Origin of the sequence: Microbulbifer discodermiae (genome assembly GCF_040742695.1) — a bacterium.
Taxonomy (GTDB): domain Bacteria; phylum Pseudomonadota; class Gammaproteobacteria; order Pseudomonadales; family Cellvibrionaceae; genus Microbulbifer.
The window spans coordinates 19932-37872 of record NZ_JBFLAB010000042.1 but is presented as its reverse complement, the minus strand read 5'-3'; the positions used below and the strand labels follow the sequence as shown (position 1 = coordinate 37872).

The window sequence follows — 17941 nt, the reverse complement described above, 5'->3', positions numbered from 1 at the left end:
GGCCAGTGCACCTGGAATCTGCTGAGAAGTAGATTCCAGGTGAAAAAACAAACAATCTCAGGGTTGTTTTGGTCAAATTCAGGCCCGCACCAGAAAATACTGATACTGCCGTAGCGATTGTTGAGTTATTCAGACGTTCCCTAGGGGTATTCTTCCGGCCGTCAAAAAAATCGATCAATAAATGAGTGGCAGCTTATTCCACACAGCTTGGCCAGCCCCGGCTATAAGGGCGGAAAAACCGTGGCCTGACTACACTACAAATATCTCTGACTCGGAAGCATACCAATGACGCGGTTTGTTCCGCTCGCGATCCTGATACTGGCCGGGACTCTCTTCCTGGGCGGCTGCTACGACCCCCACAAAAAATATGTATACCCGCTGACGCCGCGGGAAAAGGTGGCAGACAGCGCGGGTGAGAAGGCGGCGCGCCGGGCCGCACCACTGGGCGACGCTCTGGTGCGTTACCTGAGAAACGGCTCCGGGGTGCAGGATGGGGAATTTACCCTGGGGGTCAGATTCAGGACGGGCGGCTCTGCGCCGCGCATGGATACGCTGCGGGATCTAGAGGCGCTACTGGTGATTATGCGCGACTACCCCAGTCTGCGCATCGCCATTGAGGCCCACACCGACAGCGAGGGGGAAGCGGACAAAAATCTCAAACTGTCCCAGTGGCGCGCCGACTGGGTGGGACGCTTTCTGATCGAGCGGGGCATAGACGCGGAACGCATAGAGGCACAGGGATTCGGCGCTTCCCTGCCCATCGCCGACGACAGCACACCGGAAGGGCAGCGGCTAAACCGCCGCCTGGTCATCCGCGTGCTCAATTTCGACCGGCAGCCCCTAAAACCCAAGCTCCGGTAGCTCGGACTACGGAATAAACAGTTTTCGACTGTCCGGGCCACTCCGCCGGCAGCCCCTTAATCGAGGCTCAACGCGCTCAGTATCTCCGCGGTGGGCTGCGCCTGGTTCATGGTGTAAAAATGCAGGCCCGGCGCGCCGCCCTCCAACAGGGTTTCGCACAGGTCGGTCACCACTTCCTGGCCCAGTTTGCGGGCATCGTCCGGGTTGCTGAAATGCTCCATGCGCAGGCGCAGCCAGCGCGGAATCTCCGCGCCGCAATTGCGTGAAAAGCGGGCGAGATTGGCAAAGTTGACGATCGGCATGATACCCGGATAGATGGGCGCTTCGATGCCGGCGCTGTCGCACTGATCGAGGAAATAGAAGTAGGCGTCGGGGTTGTAAAAATACTGGGTCAGGGCGCTGTCGGCACCCGCTTCAAACTTCCCTTTCAGGTAGCGGATATTGGCGTCATAAGTCTCCGCTTCGGGATGAATCTCCGGGTAGGCAGCCACTTCCAGGTGGAAATGTTCGCCGGTGTGGCGGCGGATAAAGGCGACCAGCTCGTTGGCGTACACCAGTTGTGCCACCGCACCCATACCGGAAGGCATGTCCCCGCGCAGGGCGACGATACGGTCCACCCCGGCATCCCGATATTGGTTGAGTAGACCCAGCACCGTTTCCTCATTGTCGCCACCGAAGGAGAGGTGCGGCGCGATGGAGATACCATCGCGGCACAGGTTGGTGACGATATCCGCGGTGGTTTCGCGGGTGGTGCCTCCGGCGCCATAGGTGACGGAGAAAAACGCCGGCTGGAACGCTTGCAGGGTCGCGCGGGTTTGATACAGCCTCTCCCGCCCCTCGGGGGTTTTGGGCGGGAAAAACTCGAAGCTGATTCTGGGTGTATCGGTCATGGTGCTGTCTTTCCGGTGCCCCGCTGCGCCGCCGCCCTACACGAGCGGCGTCAGCGGTGGATTAGTATTTGTAACTCTCGGGCTTGTAGGGTCCGTCCACGGATACGCCGATATAGTCGGCCTGGGCCCCGGTCATGCGGGTAATCACACCACCGAAACCCTCGACCATATAGCGGGCCACTTCCTCGTCCAGCTTTTTGGGCAAAACCTTCACGTATAGAGCGGAGGTTTTCTGGTCCGCCGGCAGGTTGGCGAATTTTTCCCGGTACAGATGGATCTGGGCCAGCACCTGGTTGGCAAAAGAGCCGTCCATAATACGGCTCGGGTGTCCGGTGGCGTTGCCCAGGTTTACCAGCCGGCCTTCGGACAGCAACAGCAGGTGGTCGTTGGTGGCGGCATTGCGCACTATCTTGTGCACCTGCGGCTTTACTTCCTGCCACTGCCAGTGCTCGCGCATATAGGCGGTGTCTATTTCGTTATCGAAGTGGCCGATGTTGCAGACCACGGCACCGCTTTTGAGCGCCTGTAGCATCGGCGCATCACATACATTGGTATTGCCGGTAGTGGTCACCAGCAAATCAGTGTTGGCCAGCAGTTCCCTGTTGATGCCGTCGGTGCCGCCGGTATTGATTCCGTCGACGTAGGGGGACACCAACTCGAAGCCGTCCATGCACGCCTGCATGGCACAGATGGGATCCACTTCCGACACCTTCACAATCATACCTTCCTGGCGCAGGGAGGCGGCGGAACCCTTGCCCACATCGCCGTAGCCGATCACCAGGGCTTTTTTCCCGGACAGCAAATGGTCGGTGCCCCGCTTGATGGCGTCGTTGAGGCTGTGGCGACAGCCGTACTTGTTGTCGTTTTTACTCTTGGTCACGGAGTCGTTGACGTTGATCGCCGGGACCTTGAGGGTGCCTTCGCGCAACATTTCCTGCAAACGGTGCACGCCGGTGGTGGTCTCTTCGCTGACACCGTGGCAGTGATCCAGGATTTCCGGGTAGCTGCGGTGCAGCAGTTCGGTGAGGTCGCCGCCGTCGTCGAGAATCATATTGGGCTGCCAGCCGGCCACATCGGCACCCACGGTGCGCTCCAGGCACCAGGTGTACTCCTCCTCGGTTTCACCTTTCCAGGCGAAGACCGGAATACCCCGCGCGGCGATGGCCGCCGCCGCATGGTCCTGGGTGGAGAAAATATTGCACGAGGACCAGCGGACCTGTGCGCCGAGCGCGACCAGGGTTTCGATCAGTACCGCGGTCTGGATGGTCATATGGATGCAGCCCATGATGCGCGCGCCCTGCAAGGGCTGCTCGGCCTCGTACTTGGCGCGCAGTGTCATCAGTGCCGGCATTTCCCCTTCGGCGATCTCGATTTCCCGGCGCCCCCAGTCGGCCAGGGCGATATCGGCAACTTTAAAGTCTTTGAATTCGGTGCTCATCTGATTCATTACCAAACCTTGTCTGTTCTTGTCCGCGCGGGCACTGCCCGCGCATGTGAATAAAATTAAATACCAGCGTGATCGCGCAGGACCTGCGCCTTGTCGGTTTTTTCCCACGGAAACGCCACAAAGGTTTCGCTGCGCTTGTCACTATTGCCGTCGCTCCAATGGTAGGTGTGCTCGAAGGGCTCGCGACCGAAATGTCCGTAAGCGGCGGTGAGCTGGTACATGGGGTGCAGCAGGTCCAGCGCGCGGGAAATTGCGTAGGGACGCAGATCGAAGTGCTCGCGCACCAGCTCGATCAACCGGTCCTCGCCGACCCGGCCGGTGCCGAAGGTGTTGATGGCAACGGAAGTGGGCTCGGCTACGCCGATGGCGTAGGACACCTGTATTTCACAGCGCTTGGCCAGTCCCGCCGCGACAATATTTTTGGCCACATAGCGACCCGCATAGGCGGCAGAGCGATCCACTTTGGACGGGTCCTTACCGGAGAAGGCACCCCCACCGTGACGCGCCGAACCTCCGTAGGTATCGACGATGATCTTGCGCCCGGTGAGGCCGCAGTCGCCAACCGGGCCGCCGATGACGAACTTGCCGGTGGGGTTGATATGATATTTGGTCCCGGCGTGCAGCCACTCCGGCGGCAGCGTGTGGTGAATGATCAGCTCCAGTACCGCCTCGCGCAGATCCGCCTGGCTGACATCGGGGTTATGCTGGGTGGACAGCACCACCGCGTCGATAGCGCAGGGTTTACCCTGGTCGTCGTAGCGGAAAGTAATCTGGCTCTTGGCATCGGGGCGCAGCCACGGCAGCAGGCCGGACTTGCGCGCCTCCGCCTGGCGCTCCACCAGACGGTGCGCAAAATAGATCGGCGCCGGCATAAAGGTGGGGGTTTCATCGGTGGCATAGCCGAACATCAGGCCCTGGTCGCCGGCACCCTGGTCTTCCGGCTTGGCGCGGTCCACGCCCTGGGCGATATCCATGGACTGCTTGCCGATCACGTTGATAACACCGCAGGTGTCGCCGTCGTAGCCCACGTCCGAGGAGGTGTAGCCAATATCCGTGATCACCCGGCGCACCAGGTCTTCCAGGTCCACCCAGGCGGAGGTGGAGATCTCGCCGGCAATCACCGCGATACCCGTTTTGACCAGTGTCTCACAGGCCACACGGGCATATTTGTCCCGGGCCAGCAGGGCGTCCAGCACCGCGTCGGAAATCTGGTCGGCGATTTTGTCCGGGTGTCCCTCGGATACCGATTCCGAGGTGAACAGTCTGTACTCGCTCATGCGAAGTTCTCCATTGATACCGCCTGCGGCGGTTTTATAAATTCTCGAATCTGAATCTGAAAGCCGTTGCGCAATGCGTTGTAGACGCTGCGGCCGCTGGCGAGGCCGGCCTCCACCGCCCAGTCGTGCAGCTGCTCCGGGGCGAACCCCAGCCAGAGGTCGCCACAGGCATCGCGCGCCCAGTCCTGTTTGTGCGCCTGCAGCTCCGCCACCAGCAGTTGCCCGCCGGGTTTCAGCGCCACCGCCAGGTCGCGGAAGATCTCGGCCGGCGCCGGGGTGTGGTGCAACACCATGTTCATCACTATGGTGTCGACGCTGCGCGGGCGCGCCGCCACTTTGCGGGTATCGCCGTGCACGAAATCGATATTCCCCAGCGCCTGGTCGTCGGCGAACTGTCGCGCGCGCGCCAGCATGGTGCTGGAGAGATCCAGCGCCATCACTCGCTCGAAGCGCGGCGCCAGCTCGGCCAGGAACTCCCCCTCACCCGGCCCCACTTCCACAGCGGTAGTTGCGGGGCTCAGCAATTGTGCTACCTGGGGCCCATATACTTCGTAACCGGCAATCAACTCCTGCTGCGCGCGGAAACGGTTACCGTAGTCGGCAAAAAAACGCCGCGACGCCTCGGCCCGCTCCGCCGCCACTGCCGCCACCGCCTCCGCCCGCGCCGCCGACAGCGGCAGTTGATCCAGGCCGGTGAACAGCGGACCTAAAATGCCGTTGTCACTGCTGCGGCGGTAAAAGAGGTTGTTGCCCTCGCGGCGCTTGCTCACCAGCCCCGCCTGGGACAGCACCTTGAGGTGGTGGCTCAAGGCCGGCTGGCGCAGGTTGAGCATGCGGCAGAGTTCCAACACGCTGTAGGAGTCCTGGCTGAGCAGGCGCAGAACCTCCAGGCGCAGGGGGTCCGCTGCCGCCTTGAGGCGCGCGGCCAGCTGCGGGATCTCGGTGCCAACGACCGGGTCGGCGGCACTCAGGGGGCCGGGGGACTGGGACATGACGGCGAGTCTAACAGCGGCAATCCTATATATCAAAGAACTTTGATATAGCTTTATAAATATTTTTTGATGAAGATCCGGACCTCCCGCTCCCCGGCGACATGGAATCAGCCGGGGCGTGCGGGCAAATTGGCTCCCCGCCTTTGCGCACCGGCGCCGATTGCGGGAGAATACGCCCCCATTTTCCCTGCCGCGGCCGGCCGGTCGCGGGTCCCGGACCCAAACTGATACCCGGAGAGTTGAGCCTTATGACCCCGCCAAAACCGTCCCGCACCGAACTGGCCAATGCCGTCCGCGCCCTCTCCATGGATGCCGTGCAGAAGGCCAACAGCGGCCATCCCGGCGCTCCCATGGGCATGGCGGACATCGCCGAAGTGCTGTGGAACGACTACCTGAAGCACAACCCGGCCAACCCGGACTGGGCCGACCGCGACCGCTTCGTACTGTCCAACGGCCACGGGTCCATGCTGCTCTACTCCCTGCTGCACCTGTCCGGTTACGATCTGCCCCTGGAGGAACTGCAAAACTTCCGCCAGTTGCACTCCAAGACCCCGGGCCACCCGGAGTACGGATATGCCCCGGGAGTGGAGACCACCACCGGCCCCCTGGGCCAGGGCATCACCAATGCGGTGGGCATGGCGCTGGCGGAGAAGGTGCTGGCGGCACAGTTCAATCGCCCGGGTTACGAGCTGGTGGATCACCACACCTACTGCTTCCTCGGCGACGGCTGCCTGATGGAGGGGATCTCCCACGAGGCCTGCTCCCTGGCGGGTACCCTGAAGCTGGGCAAGTTGATCGCCTTCTACGACGACAACGGTATTTCCATCGACGGCGAGGTAGAGGGCTGGTTCACCGATGACACCCCCGGGCGCTTCCAGTCTTACGGCTGGCACGTGATCGCGGGTGTGGACGGCCACGACCACACGGCCATCAAAGCGGCCATTGAGGAGGCCCGGGCGGAGACCGGCAGGCCCACCCTCATCTGCTGCAAAACCGTGATCGGCTTCGGCTCCCCCAACAAGCAGGGCCGCGAGGAGTGCCACGGTGCACCGCTGGGAGAGGACGAAATCGCCCTGGTGCGCGAGACCATCAACTGGACCCACCCCCCCTTCGAAATTCCCGAGTCCGTGTACACAGGCTGGGACGCCCGCGGCAAAGGCGAGGCGCAGGAGGACGAGTGGCGCGATATCTTCGCCGACTACCAGGAGGCCTTCCCGCAGCTGGCAGCCGAATTCGAACGCCGTATCAGCGGAGAACTGCCGGCCAGTTTCCCCGCCGAGGCGGACGCCTACATCCGGGAGTGCCAGGAGCGGGGGGACAAAATCGCCTCCCGCAAGGCCAGCCAGAATACCCTCAACGCCTTTGGCCCATTACTGCCGGAATTTCTCGGCGGCTCCGCCGATCTGGCCGGCTCCAACCTCACCATCTGGTCCGGCTCCAAAGGCGTGACTCCCACCGACGCCAGCGGCAATTATGTCTACTACGGGGTGCGCGAGTTCGGCATGAGCGCCATTATGAATGGCATAGCGCTGCACGGTGGCTTTGTGCCCTACGGCGCAACCTTCCTGATGTTTATGGAGTATGCCCGCAACGCCGTGCGCATGGCGGCGCTGATGAAGCAGCGCGTAATCTTTGTCTACACCCACGACTCCATCGGCCTGGGCGAGGACGGCCCCACCCACCAGCCAGTGGAACAGCTGACCGCGCTGCGTTCAACGCCCAACCTGTATACCTGGCGCCCCTGCGATGCCACCGAATCCGCCGTGGCGTGGAAAATGGCCGTCACCCGCAGCGAAGGTCCCAGTGCGCTGGTTTTCAGCCGCCAGGGCCTGGCGCCCCAGCAGCGCGATCAGGCGCAGCTGCTGCAGATCGAAAAGGGCGGCTATGTGCTGGCGGACTGCGACGGCGTGCCGGACGCCATCATCATCGCCACCGGCTCCGAGGTGGAACTGGCCATGGCCGCCAGGAAACAGCTGGCGGACCGGAAAATCCGCGTGGTGTCCATGCCCTGCGCCGAAGCCTTTATGGATCAGGACCAGGCCTACCGCGAGTCGGTATTGCCCTCGTCCGTGCGCAGCCGCGTCGCTGTGGAGGCGGGACACCGGGACTATTGGTATAAGTTTGTGGGTTTCGACGGTGATATCGTCGGCATGAGCAGCTTCGGCGAATCCGCACCCGGCGGCGAACTGATGCAACACTTCGGTTTCAGCGCCGACAAAGTGGCTCAGGCGGTGGCAGCGCTGCTCAAATAGCGGCCCACACACCGGAACTCCTGCGCCCGCCATCCCCGGCACCACAGGATGCCGGGCAAAGGCCGGCGCAGAGTATCCAAAGACATGTGACCCGGCGCATTCGCGCAGGGTTTTAAGGGCGACGATTCAATCGGTGAAAAGTCATCGGATGGATTACTCAGAGGTTCCCTAGGTTGACAGTGGTTAGTTTGCGATGAGTATCAGACTCGCCATCAATGGCTATGGCCGTATCGGCCGCTCAGTGTTGCGCGCCCTGTATGAATCCGGCGCTCGGGATCGTCTGCGCATCGTCGCCATCAACGAACTGGCGGACTGCGCCACCATAGCGCACCTGACCAAGTACGACTCGGTACACGGCCGTTTCGCTGGGGAGGTGGCGGTTGAACGGGACACCCTGATCGTCAACGGCGACCCTATAGCGGTTACCCACTGCGAGCAACTGGAGGGCCTGGACTGGTCCACCCCCGGTGTCGATGTGGTGCTCGAATGCACCGGCAGCTTTGTCGAGCCCGAGCGCGCCCGGTTACACCTCCGAGCCGGGGCAAGGAAAGTGCTGTTTTCCCAGCCCGCCAGCCGCGACGTGGACGCCACCATTGTCCACGGCGTCAACGACCATGTGCTCACCGGAGCCGAGACCATCGTTTCCGCTGCCTCCTGCACCACCAACTGCAGTGTGCCGGTCATTGCCGCGCTGGACAGGGCTTTTGGTATCGATGCCGGGGTTATCACCACCATTCACGCCGCCATGAATGACCAGCCGGTGAGCGACGCCTACCATCACACCGACCTGCGCAAAACCCGTTCCGCAATGACCTCCATAATCCCGGTTGACACCGGACTGGCGCGCGGTATCGAGCGTATACTGCCCAACCTGGCGGGCCGCTTTCAGGCCCAGGCCATGCGGGTTCCCACGGTCAATGTGTCCGCCATCGATTTGTCGGTGCAGTTACATCAATCGGTCACCCAGGCGGAAGTCAACGATGTCCTGCGGTCGGCGGCAGAGAATGACTTCTCCGGTGTGCTGGGCTACAGCGAGGAACCCCTCGCCTCCTGCGATTACAATCACGATCCCCGCTCCGGCATTGTCGATGCCAGCCAGACCCGCGTTGCCGGCGGCAAGCTGGTTAAAGTTCTGACCTGGTTCGACAACGAATGGGGCTTCGCGAACCGGATGCTGGATGTGGTGACGAAACTCGCCTGAGTTGGCGGGGTTCAATGTGACTGCACCAGGGGCATTTCGAACAGATTATCGATCATCCTCTCTACAGCCTTGCGATCGGAGCTGGCGCGGAGATAGCTGCGCAGGCCGATCAGTTTGACCTGTAACTGCCTTGCGAGCGCGGAGGTGTCAGTCGTGGCCGGCAACTCCCCGGCACTGACCGCGGCTTCCAGATAGTTGCGAAACCTATTCTCAACGGCCACCAGCAGGCTGCGGGTCTCGCTCAGCAGTTCTGGCTCCCCTTCGTCCAGCTCAGAGAGGGATTTCACCAACAGGCAGAGCTCGTTGGGGGCGTCCTTGTTTCCCCCGAGCAGCGTGTAGCGGAAAAATGCCTGTAGGCCACCCAGTATCGTCTTCTCTCCCTCAATGCATTGCCGGAGCGTTTCAGCCCCATTTTGTGCGTAAAAGGCCAAAACTTCTTTGAAAAGCCCTGATTTACTGCCAAAAGCAGCATAAATGCTACCCGGGCGCAGACTTGTCGCCTGCTGAATATCACGGGTTGAAGTGGCGTGGAACCCCTTTCGCCAGAAGAGGCGGGTTGCCTTGCCCAGTACCTCCTGGCGGTCGAATTTCGCAGTATTGGCCATGCTGCCTCCGGCTTGAGCGATCGCTCAAATTCTATCCTGCCGGAACCTCCGTGACAATGTTAAAAAGATCTTGAACGATCGCTCAATATTGTGTAGCCTGCACCAATGTTGAGCAATTGCTCAACAATTAAACCCAATCAGCAAAGTGGTAGATTCGACAATGAAAGAGTTTCAGATTCACGACCTCGACAGTGCCCCGGAGAAAAGCAAACCCCTGTTGCAGAAATCCATCCAGGGGTTCGGCCTGATCCCGGGCCTGCACGGCGTAATGGCGGAGTCGCCCTCGGCCCTGGCCGCCTACCAGGATTTACACCAGCATTTTTTAGACAGCTCATTTGATGCAGACGAGATGACGGTAGTCTGGCAGACCATCAATGTGGAACATAATTGCCACTACTGTGTACCGGCGCACAGTGCCATCGCCAAGTCCATGAAGGTGGACGACGCTATCAACAACGCGCTGGTCGACAAGACTCCGCTACCGTCGGAAAAGCTGGAGGTGCTGAGGGATACCACCCTGACCATAGTGCGGGAGCGCGGGGTTGTCCCGGACCGGGTACTGGAGCGCTTTTACGCCGCCGGCTATACCCAGCAGAACCTGCTGGACATTATCCTGGGCCTGGCGCAAAAAGTGATGAGCAACTATACCAACCACTTCGCCAAAACGCCGGTGGACGCCCGGCTGGCCAAGTTTGTGCGCTAATCCGGCGAATTCCCCAAAAGCGCAAAGGCCGGCTCCTGTCGGCCTTTGCTGCAGCGCTTCCGTTTGCCCTCCAAACCCGTTTTAAGGTTTTATCAGTCTTCGTGTTTTTTTGCGCGAAAACCGGCTGTACCCGGCTCCGATCCCCTTAGCCCCGTTTTACTTCCTATCGGAACAGCAATCTTCCCTGTATATCGCTACCCGCAGGCTGCTGCAGAAATTTCCCTTTCTCAGCTGTAAAGACTTGGATTTGACAAGGACGCGGACATTGACCTCGTTGTTTCACTCGCCTGAATACTGTTAGCTAATTATAGTTTTCGTCGATAATGGCTTTGCACTAGAGCGTTCAAATGAACCTTGGTACCAACATGCTCGAAAGCGATGGGATGTGCTAATTCGCCAAACAAGGAAAAACCGCCACCGAGCAGAATAGGAATTTTTGTGATGATCATTTCATCAATCAAGCCAGCCTGGAGGAAGCTTTGAATGGTTTTTCCTCCGTCAATGTACAGATTGTTGAGACCCTTCTCGTTAAGAGACTTCACCACATCGGGTAATGCCCCTCTGACCACTTCAGCTTTATCCCGATATCCTTCCGGAATAGAGGACATGGAATTGCTCAATACAAAGACAGGTACGGAATAAGGCCATTCCACATCGAACCCACAGACCGCTTCAAACGTGATTCGCCCCATTACCAGACCATCAATCCCGGCTATGAATTGAGCCCATCCACAGTCGTCGTTATCCGGGTTAGGAGTGCTGTGTAGCCAATCAACTCCCCCGCTCTTATCGGCTATATAGCCGTCAAGGCTCGTAGCAATGTACACAATGTTTGGCATCTCAAACCTCTCAACAAAAGCAATAGCAGGGCCTTGCGGTTGGGGTCCGCAAAGCGTATTATTTCTACACTGTAGAATTTGATGTGATTATAAGAGGTAAAGAATGCCTGTCAAGGAAAAGGGCCCTGGCCGACCCAGCCGTTCACAGAGCCAGCTTTCATCCGAGAGCATCGTAGTTTGTGCCCGTGACCTTATGAAGGAAAACAGCAAAGTGCCCAGTATCAGGCAGGTTTCAAGCAGGCTCGGTGTCGATGCTATGGCTATTTACCACTACTTTTCCAACAAGGCCTCGCTTCTTGAGGCTGTAACAACCTCATTGATGGAAGGAATCTATGAACCGACGGGCAATGGGGACTGGAAGGGTGAAATGGCGAGACTTAGTAGGAGTTATCTCGAACTATTGCGAAGTCATCCAGGCTTATTGGAGACCTTTTTGTCTATGACTTCCTATGGACCAGCAGAGCTATTTAGCGACCGTTTAGTCACAGCATTAGCCCCCCTGAACCTAACCCAACCAAAACTTGAGCAAATTAGAAACCTCTTGGCCGACTATCTGCATGGTGTGGCTTTAGCTATGCAGTACAACCCTGACTCGCTGGATATGGACTGTATTGACGACTCAATGGGTTTAATTATTGGGGCTATAGAGAGCAGCCACCGCACAAACGCCGGCGCAAGCCCTTCCCCGTAGTTGAGCGGGTTTTAAGGGCGACAATCGATTTGCACCTTGAAGTTCCATGTTCGGAACAGCCAGTGAGTCATTGGGTGAAGTTGACAGGCTGGTATAGACAAGCTGTCTATATTAGACTTTCAATCCTCAAACCCTTCATCAACAGGCAAGCGCGGGGTTATATAAATGCAGATTGAAGAGTTTTCCCTTGAGCGTATCCAGTCCCTGTACGAAAACACTGTGCCCTATAACCTCTCCGACAGTGGTGTGCATCCCTATACCCTCAAGGAATTGCTCACGGGGGAGGAATTGGCCGGGCTGCAGGAAATCCAGCTCGGCTACGGCTGGACCAATGGCGCTGTCGAACTGCGGCAGGCCATCGCCGCCCTATACAGGGACCGCACAGGCGATGAAGTCATAGTGACCAATGGCTCCGCCGAGGCAAATTTTCTGCTGGTCTCCTCGCTTATCGATCCCGGCGACGAGATTGTCGTGATCACACCCAATTACCTGCAGATCCACGGCTGGGCTATGGCAATCGGCGCCAATGTGAAAACCTCAGCACTGCGCCCGGAGAATGGGTGGGAACTGGATCTCGACCAGATCGAGGACCTGGTTACGGACAAGACCAGACTGATCACCATCTGCCATCCCAACAATCCGACCGGCGCACTGCTGAATCCGGACCAGCTCGATGGGTTGATCGACATAGCGCGACGTCACGATGTATACCTGCATGGGGATGAGGTTTACAAGGGTTCGGAACTGGACGGTGACGAACCCATGAGCATCGCCGATCTCTATGAAAAAGGCATCGCGACATCCGGCCTTTCCAAGGCCATGGCTCTACCGGGCCTGCGAATCGGCTGGCTGGTGGGACCGGCGGCAGAGATCTATGACACCTGGCGCTACAAGGACTACACCTCAATCACCACCAGCGCCCTGAGCGAGTATATCGGCCAGCTGGTACTTGCACCGAAAAGGCGACAGGCCATCCTCTCACGCAGCAAAACCATCCTGCGGGAGAATCGAGCCTTGCTGACCGATTGGATCCACCAGCATCCCCGCTTTTCCTTTTTTCCGCCCAAGGCCGGTGGCATGGCCTTTGTCAGTTATAGGGCCAATATCGGTTCCACCGCGTTGGCCCATAGTCTGCGTGAGGAAAAAGGTGTACTGGTGTTACCCGGTGATGTCTATGGCCTGGACGGCTATCTGCGACTCGGGATCGGCGAGCGCAAAGCACAACTGGAGGCCGGTCTGGAACGGCTAGGAGAACATATGCAGCAGTTTTCCTGAGGGTGCTGGGCGATGGAAGGCTTCGAACCTTATATCGAGATCGCCGAGGGGCTTTGCGCTGTTTTCGGCACCAATCTCGAGGTGGTACTCCACGACCTGGCGACCGAGCAGATAGTCCATATCGCCGGTGGATTCTCCAAACGCAACAAAGGCGATCCGTCTTTGTTAAATACCATCGATTTCAACGAAAACTCCCGGGTTATCGGTCCCTATGAGAAAACCAACTGGGATGGTCGCCGTATTCGCTCGGTCACTAATGTACTGCGCGATGACAAAGGCCGGGCCTTTGGTTTGATGTGTGTCAATTTCGACCTGTCACCGATTACCGAAGCGATACTGGCCCTGCAGAATCTTGCCGGGCCGGTGGCACTCACAGATCAGCCTGAGGCGCTCTTCCGCGACGACTGGCACGAACGTATCAACCAGTTTATCGCCAACTGGACGGCGCGCCACAAAACCGCAATTTCAAATCTCGACCGGGTGCAGAAGCGCCAGCTGGTCCGGGATCTCGATGCCGAGGGCGCATTCAAGGCACCCGGTGCAATCCTCTACGCTGCGCGGATTGTCGGCCTGGGGCGGGCGACGATCTACAAGTACCTTCAGGAGCCCAAAATACAAAAAGCGGAATAGCTGGTGGCAGCAACCGGATGGTGAAAGCCTCCCTATAACGACAAGCGCGGAGACCGATAAAGCGCCCGTAAAACTACACAAACACGGATATCGCCATGAAAAACCTCCATACGAAACTCCTGCTGCTGGTCGCGGTGATTTCTACCACCGGCTGTGTCCTGCTGGACGATTATGAGAAGCTTTCGTTCGTGGTTCAGGGGGATCGACTGGTCGCCCAGGGTGTGATCGATGGGAGCACACCGGACCTGTTGCGCAAGGTCGTCAGCGAAAATGCACAGATCAAGACACTGGTGCTTCAATTTGTGCCCGGTTCCGTGGATGACGAAGCAAACCTGGAAACGGCGCGCTTTGTCCGCAGCGCCGGCCTGCATACCCTGGTGCCCACCGACGGAATAGTCGCCTCCGGCGGCACTGATCTTTTTCTCGCCGGTGAGACGCGCTCGATCGAACCCGGCGCCTGTGTCGGCGTGCACAGCTGGGCGGAAGCCGGCCTCTTTGGCGGCCTGGTCAATGGCGATGAGGTCCCCAGGGACGATCCCCAGCACAGGCTCTACCTCGATTACTATGACGAGATGGGAATCGCATCGGAATTTTACTGGTACACCCTGGAAGCCGCGCCTGCCGACAGCATCTACTGGATGCCGGCCGAGGCAATCAACCGATTCGGGATGAGTACCCAAGCCCTTCCCTCTAGCCCGGATAACAGGCTTCACAACCGCTGCGAGACCCTCGCGGATCGGGAGTCGAGCAGCTGAGCACCGCTCCCGCGGGACGCATGCGAGACAAACACCGATTCCGTTTCGGAACACTCCTTTCCCTCAGGAAATCTCTGCTGAACCTGCCCGCGAAGCGGTAAGACAATTGCTATGTCGCCGCTCAATAAGCTTGCGTAAAGATGGGTAAAAACCGGTAAAGATAAGGCTATTTGCAGCAGAGTTCGACTAATATCTCAACACTTCACTTTCAGTGCGCAAGAAATAGTCGGATCAATAGATATAAAAGCCGGCATTTACTCTGCCGAATCCATCTAAAAAAATTTTAAGCGGGATAAGCATGCATAAAATAATAGCAATATTGACTTTCTCTTTTCTGGCCTGCGCCAGTTATGCAAACACAGTTATTGAAGTGCCTGCCAGTCCTGAACAGGGATTCAATTTTCCCTACTTGCTTAAACTGCCTGATGCCTGGGAGCCCGATAAAAAAACCTACCTGATTGTGGAGGCCAATAATACCGGTGAGCCGTCCGACAACCTCTCCTTTCACTATGCGGCTGCCAAAGGCGCTATCGGCGGCAATGCCGTTGGTCCCTGGCTGGCCAGGCAATTGTCCTTTCCCATCCTGATGCCGGTATTTCCCCGCCCGGAATCCCAGGACCATATTTATACGCACGCGCTGGATAGGGACACCATGACTGCAGGTTCGAGTGCTATCGACAGGCTTGATCTCCAGTTAGCCGCAATGATAGAGGATGCAAAAAACAGGTTGAGTGAAAAGTCGGCAGCTGTTGAAGACAAAATCCTGCTTGCGGGGTTTTCAGCATCTGGCACCTTTGCCAACCGATTTTCTTTTTTACACCCTGAAAAAATCGCGATGGTAGTAGCCGGTGGGTTAAATGGCACTTTAATGTTGCCGCTAAAGTGTATCGACAAACATGCATTAAATTATCCCATTGGAATCAATGATTTCGAATCAATCACTGGCAGCAACTTTGACCTGGATAGCTGGCAAAACATTGCCCAGTTTCTTTTTATGGGCGCACAGGACACCAATGATGCGGTTGCTTACGCTGATGCCTACTCCGAAGCTGAAAGGCAGACCATCTACAACACCACGGGAAAACTCATGCAACCAGACCGCTGGTTAAATAGTCAGAAAGTGTATATCGATAGTGGGGCAAATGTGGAGTTTCATACTTTCCCGGGAGTAGGCCATGCGACCAACGGGGAGATTCACCGGGAATTCCTCGACTTCGTCAAGAAGAAACTCTGACTTGAAAAAATCCGGAGCAATGGTTTTGGCGATGGCCGGGACTTCCCCCACCACCAATTCGCGCCACCAAATTGAGAGCAGCTTCCCCACCCGGTATTGCACCGGGCAGTGGCGCCATATTTTCCGAAGGGCGAATCCAACGATAGCGCCTTTTGATCAATCCCATCAATACACCTTTATCCCACCCCAAAAAACCGAATAAAAATTTAATTTTCTGTCAAAAAATTGCTCGCCTTTCCGCATTTAACTATTGCTTTCCGCCAGCGCCGACCGCAATATTCGCGACCCGAAACAGGCTGAGCGGATTGGCGTGATGAAATCCCGGAAAATACACCACTGGACCAGCGAAGATTCCACCGAGCTGTATGGTATCCGCAAGTGGGGTGCCGGTTATTTTGATTTGCGCGATGACGGCGAAATCACCGTTGGTGTTGAATTCGGTGAAGGCACAGCGTGCCAGGTGTCACTGTTGGATATAGCCCGGGGGGCCACGGAGCGGGGACTGAGCATGCCACTGCTGGTGCGCATAGAAAACCTGCTCGAAGCCCAGATTGCCCGCATCAATAATTCCTTCGCCCGCGCCATCAGCAGCTGTGGCTACAACAATGTTTTCCGCGGCGTATTCCCCATCAAGGTAAACCAGCAGGCCCAGGTGATCGAGGAGGTCGCCAGGGCCGGCGGACCCTTTGCCCACGGCCTGGAGGCGGGCAGCAAGGCGGAGCTGATAGTGGCCCTGTCCGCTCTGGAAAATACCGACGCTTTGATTATTTGCAACGGTTACAAGGACGAGGAATTCATCAATCTGGGGCTGCAGGCACAGCGCCTGGGGATGCGGATATTTTTCGTCGTCGAGACCCCCTCCGAAGTGGATACCATTATTCGCTGTGCCGAGCGCGAGCAGGTACGCCCGTCGATTGGGGTGCGGGTCAAACTCGCCTCCAGGGTGGGTGGCCACTGGAACGCCACCAGTGGGGACCGCAGTATTTTCGGCCTGGGCAGCAACGACCTGATCGCAATGGTGGACCAGCTGCGCAGCCACAATATGCTGGATTGCCTGCAGTTACTGCACTACCACCTGGGCTCCCAGGTGCCCAACATCCGCGATATCCGTACCGGGGTCCTGGAAGCCTGCCGCTACTATGCGGATCTGGTGGAGGAAGGGGCGCCGATGGGTTACCTGGACCTGGGAGGCGGCCTGGCGGTGGACTACGATGGCTCCAAGACCAACTGTGCTCACAGCAAGAATTATTCCCTGGACGAATACTGTATCGATGTGGTGGAAGCCATCATGGATACACTGGACAGCGAAGGGGTATCCCACCCGGTGATCATCACCGAATCTGGCCGGGCCAGTGTGGCTTACTCTTCGGTACTGTTGTTCGACATCCTCGATACCACCCGTTACGAGGCTGTGGAGTTGGGAGAGGGGCGGGTTTCCGAGCAGGCCCACCCCATGCTGCGTTATCTGGAAGCCTTGGTAAACAGTGTCACCACTGACAATTTGCAGGAGAGTTACAACGACGCCCTCTATTATCGGGATGAGATCCGCGCTCTCTACCTGCACGGGCAGGTCGGCCTGCGCGAGCGGGCCCAGGCGGAAAATTATTTCCTGCGCGCGGCGCAGAAAATCCGCTCGCTGCTGGACGAGGCGGACGAGGTGCCGGTTGACCTGCAAACCCTGCCGGAACTGGTTTCGGACATCTACTATGCGAACGTCAGCGTCTTCCAGTCCCTGCCCGACATCTGGGCCATCGACCAGGTATTTCCGCTGGCACCCATTCACCGGCACGACGAGGCGCCGACCCGCACCGGCATCATCGCCGACATCACCTGCGACTGTGATGGCAAGATAGACCGCTTTATCGGCCGCCATGGCGAACAGAAAACTCTGCCACTGCATCCGTTAAAAGAAGGGGAGGACTATATACTCGGTGCCTTCCTGGTGGGGGCCTACCAGGAAACCCTCGGTGACCTGCACAATTTGTTTGGCGACACCAATGTGGTGAGTGTGCGTATTCACGCCGACGGCAGCTTCGATTACAGCCATGAAATTCACGGCGACAGTATCGCCGACGTGCTCAGCTATGTGGAATACCGGCCCCAGGATTTATTGGAGCGGTTTCGCAGGCGGGCGGAAGCCGCGGTAAAAAGTGGCCGTATCAGTCCACAGCAGCGCAAGCAGATTCTGCACACCTATACCGCGAGCATGGACGGGTACACCTATTTCGAGAGATAAGGGATAGCGCACCAGGCATCCGGTGGGCGGGATAAAACACCGCTGGACAAGGC

Annotated in this window: 16 protein-coding genes; 10 read left to right on the top strand and 6 right to left on the bottom strand. The window is 58.2% G+C overall.

The annotated features are described in order from the left end of the window. Positions 1 to 285: 285 nt before the first annotated feature. On the top strand, positions 286 to 861 hold the full coding sequence (locus tag AB1S50_RS14295; protein ID WP_367151537.1) for an OmpA family protein: 576 nt from the start codon (positions 286 to 288) through the stop codon (positions 859 to 861). Between the two features lie 56 nt (positions 862 to 917). On the opposite strand, the gene metF is transcribed toward AB1S50_RS14295, so the two are convergent. From metF to AB1S50_RS14275, 4 genes are all read right to left on the bottom strand, one after another. Next, a complete protein-coding gene (metF, locus tag AB1S50_RS14290; RefSeq protein WP_367151536.1) occupies positions 918 to 1751 on the bottom strand; it encodes a methylenetetrahydrofolate reductase [NAD(P)H] in 834 nt (277 codons plus the stop codon). 61 nt (positions 1752 to 1812) lie between these two features. Then, positions 1813 to 3198: an adenosylhomocysteinase gene (gene ahcY / locus AB1S50_RS14285; RefSeq protein ID WP_367151535.1), complete on the bottom strand. Its 1386-nt coding sequence runs from the start codon at positions 3196 to 3198 to the stop codon at positions 1813 to 1815. A 56-nt stretch (positions 3199 to 3254) separates the two neighbouring features. Continuing rightward, on the bottom strand, positions 3255 to 4475 hold the full coding sequence (metK, locus tag AB1S50_RS14280) for a methionine adenosyltransferase (protein WP_367151533.1): 1221 nt from the start codon (positions 4473 to 4475) through the stop codon (positions 3255 to 3257). Then, a complete protein-coding gene (locus tag AB1S50_RS14275; RefSeq protein ID WP_367151531.1) occupies positions 4472 to 5467 on the bottom strand; it encodes a metalloregulator ArsR/SmtB family transcription factor in 996 nt (331 codons plus the stop codon). Before AB1S50_RS14275 ends, metK begins: the two co-directional genes overlap by 4 nt. Before the next feature lie 248 nt (positions 5468 to 5715). Here AB1S50_RS14275 and tkt point away from each other — a divergent pair, with 248 nt between their 5' ends. Beyond that, positions 5716 to 7719: a transketolase gene (tkt, locus tag AB1S50_RS14270; protein WP_367151530.1), complete on the top strand. Its 2004-nt coding sequence runs from the start codon at positions 5716 to 5718 to the stop codon at positions 7717 to 7719. Between the two features lie 193 nt (positions 7720 to 7912). Then, positions 7913 to 8920: a type I glyceraldehyde-3-phosphate dehydrogenase gene (gap, locus tag AB1S50_RS14265; RefSeq protein ID WP_367151528.1), complete on the top strand. Its 1008-nt coding sequence runs from the start codon at positions 7913 to 7915 to the stop codon at positions 8918 to 8920. An 11-nt stretch (positions 8921 to 8931) separates the two neighbouring features. On the opposite strand, the gene AB1S50_RS14260 is transcribed toward gap, so the two are convergent. Beyond that, positions 8932 to 9525, bottom strand: a complete 594-nt coding sequence (locus AB1S50_RS14260; RefSeq protein WP_367151527.1) for a TetR/AcrR family transcriptional regulator — start codon at positions 9523 to 9525, stop codon at positions 8932 to 8934. A 160-nt stretch (positions 9526 to 9685) separates the two neighbouring features. Between AB1S50_RS14260 and AB1S50_RS14255 the strand changes: the two genes are divergently transcribed. Beyond that, positions 9686 to 10228, top strand: coding sequence for a carboxymuconolactone decarboxylase family protein (locus tag AB1S50_RS14255; RefSeq protein WP_367151525.1), 543 nt, complete (start codon positions 9686 to 9688; stop codon positions 10226 to 10228). 305 nt (positions 10229 to 10533) lie between these two features. Here the strand turns inward: AB1S50_RS14255 and AB1S50_RS14250 are convergent, their stop codons facing one another. Beyond that, on the bottom strand, positions 10534 to 11067 hold the full coding sequence (locus tag AB1S50_RS14250; RefSeq protein ID WP_367151523.1) for a dihydrofolate reductase family protein: 534 nt from the start codon (positions 11065 to 11067) through the stop codon (positions 10534 to 10536). 193 nt (positions 11068 to 11260) lie between these two features. On the opposite strand from AB1S50_RS14250, the gene AB1S50_RS14245 reads away from it, so the two are divergent. The 6 genes from AB1S50_RS14245 to speA all read left to right on the top strand — a co-directional run bounded on the left by AB1S50_RS14245 (position 11261) and on the right by speA (position 17888). Beyond that, the gene (locus AB1S50_RS14245; RefSeq protein ID WP_367151522.1) at positions 11261 to 11758 is read left to right on the top strand and encodes a TetR/AcrR family transcriptional regulator; all 498 of its coding nucleotides are present in this window, start codon (positions 11261 to 11263) and stop codon (positions 11756 to 11758) included. A 165-nt stretch (positions 11759 to 11923) separates the two neighbouring features. Next, the gene (locus tag AB1S50_RS14240) at positions 11924 to 13033 is read left to right on the top strand and encodes an aminotransferase class I/II-fold pyridoxal phosphate-dependent enzyme (RefSeq protein ID WP_367151521.1); all 1110 of its coding nucleotides are present in this window, start codon (positions 11924 to 11926) and stop codon (positions 13031 to 13033) included. 12 nt (positions 13034 to 13045) lie between these two features. Then, the gene (locus AB1S50_RS14235) at positions 13046 to 13663 is read left to right on the top strand and encodes a helix-turn-helix transcriptional regulator (protein WP_367151518.1); all 618 of its coding nucleotides are present in this window, start codon (positions 13046 to 13048) and stop codon (positions 13661 to 13663) included. 95 nt (positions 13664 to 13758) lie between these two features. Continuing rightward, complete coding sequence (locus AB1S50_RS14230; RefSeq protein WP_367151517.1) at positions 13759 to 14418, top strand: COG3904 family protein; 660 nt, start codon at positions 13759 to 13761, stop codon at positions 14416 to 14418. A gap of 298 nt (positions 14419 to 14716) precedes the next feature. Beyond that, on the top strand, positions 14717 to 15652 hold the full coding sequence (locus tag AB1S50_RS14225) for an alpha/beta hydrolase family protein (protein ID WP_367151516.1): 936 nt from the start codon (positions 14717 to 14719) through the stop codon (positions 15650 to 15652). A 313-nt stretch (positions 15653 to 15965) separates the two neighbouring features. After that, positions 15966 to 17888: a biosynthetic arginine decarboxylase gene (gene speA, locus AB1S50_RS14220; RefSeq protein ID WP_367151515.1), complete on the top strand. Its 1923-nt coding sequence runs from the start codon at positions 15966 to 15968 to the stop codon at positions 17886 to 17888. Positions 17889 to 17941 lie beyond the last annotated feature (53 nt).

What these genes read in the sequence shown, in the direction of transcription:
- AB1S50_RS14260 (WP_367151527.1), bottom strand. Translation starts at nt 9,525, where the DNA reads ATGGCCAATACTGCGAAATTCGACCGCCAGGAGGTACTGGGCAAGGCA.
- metK (WP_367151533.1), bottom strand. Translation starts at nt 4,475, where the DNA reads ATGAGCGAGTACAGACTGTTCACCTCGGAATCGGTATCCGAGGGACAC.
- speA (WP_367151515.1), top strand. Translation starts at nt 15,966, where the DNA reads ATGAAATCCCGGAAAATACACCACTGGACCAGCGAAGATTCCACCGAG.
- AB1S50_RS14225 (WP_367151516.1), top strand. Translation starts at nt 14,717, where the DNA reads ATGCATAAAATAATAGCAATATTGACTTTCTCTTTTCTGGCCTGCGCC.
- AB1S50_RS14255 (WP_367151525.1), top strand. Translation starts at nt 9,686, where the DNA reads ATGAAAGAGTTTCAGATTCACGACCTCGACAGTGCCCCGGAGAAAAGC.
- AB1S50_RS14230 (WP_367151517.1), top strand. Translation starts at nt 13,759, where the DNA reads ATGAAAAACCTCCATACGAAACTCCTGCTGCTGGTCGCGGTGATTTCT.
- metF (WP_367151536.1), bottom strand. Translation starts at nt 1,751, where the DNA reads ATGACCGATACACCCAGAATCAGCTTCGAGTTTTTCCCGCCCAAAACC.
- ahcY (WP_367151535.1), bottom strand. Translation starts at nt 3,198, where the DNA reads ATGAATCAGATGAGCACCGAATTCAAAGACTTTAAAGTTGCCGATATC.
- AB1S50_RS14250 (WP_367151523.1), bottom strand. Translation starts at nt 11,067, where the DNA reads ATGCCAAACATTGTGTACATTGCTACGAGCCTTGACGGCTATATAGCC.
- tkt (WP_367151530.1), top strand. Translation starts at nt 5,716, where the DNA reads ATGACCCCGCCAAAACCGTCCCGCACCGAACTGGCCAATGCCGTCCGC.
- gap (WP_367151528.1), top strand. Translation starts at nt 7,913, where the DNA reads ATGAGTATCAGACTCGCCATCAATGGCTATGGCCGTATCGGCCGCTCA.
- AB1S50_RS14235 (WP_367151518.1), top strand. Translation starts at nt 13,046, where the DNA reads ATGGAAGGCTTCGAACCTTATATCGAGATCGCCGAGGGGCTTTGCGCT.
- AB1S50_RS14245 (WP_367151522.1), top strand. Translation starts at nt 11,261, where the DNA reads ATGAAGGAAAACAGCAAAGTGCCCAGTATCAGGCAGGTTTCAAGCAGG.
- AB1S50_RS14295 (WP_367151537.1), top strand. Translation starts at nt 286, where the DNA reads ATGACGCGGTTTGTTCCGCTCGCGATCCTGATACTGGCCGGGACTCTC.
- AB1S50_RS14275 (WP_367151531.1), bottom strand. Translation starts at nt 5,467, where the DNA reads ATGTCCCAGTCCCCCGGCCCCCTGAGTGCCGCCGACCCGGTCGTTGGC.
- AB1S50_RS14240 (WP_367151521.1), top strand. Translation starts at nt 11,924, where the DNA reads ATGCAGATTGAAGAGTTTTCCCTTGAGCGTATCCAGTCCCTGTACGAA.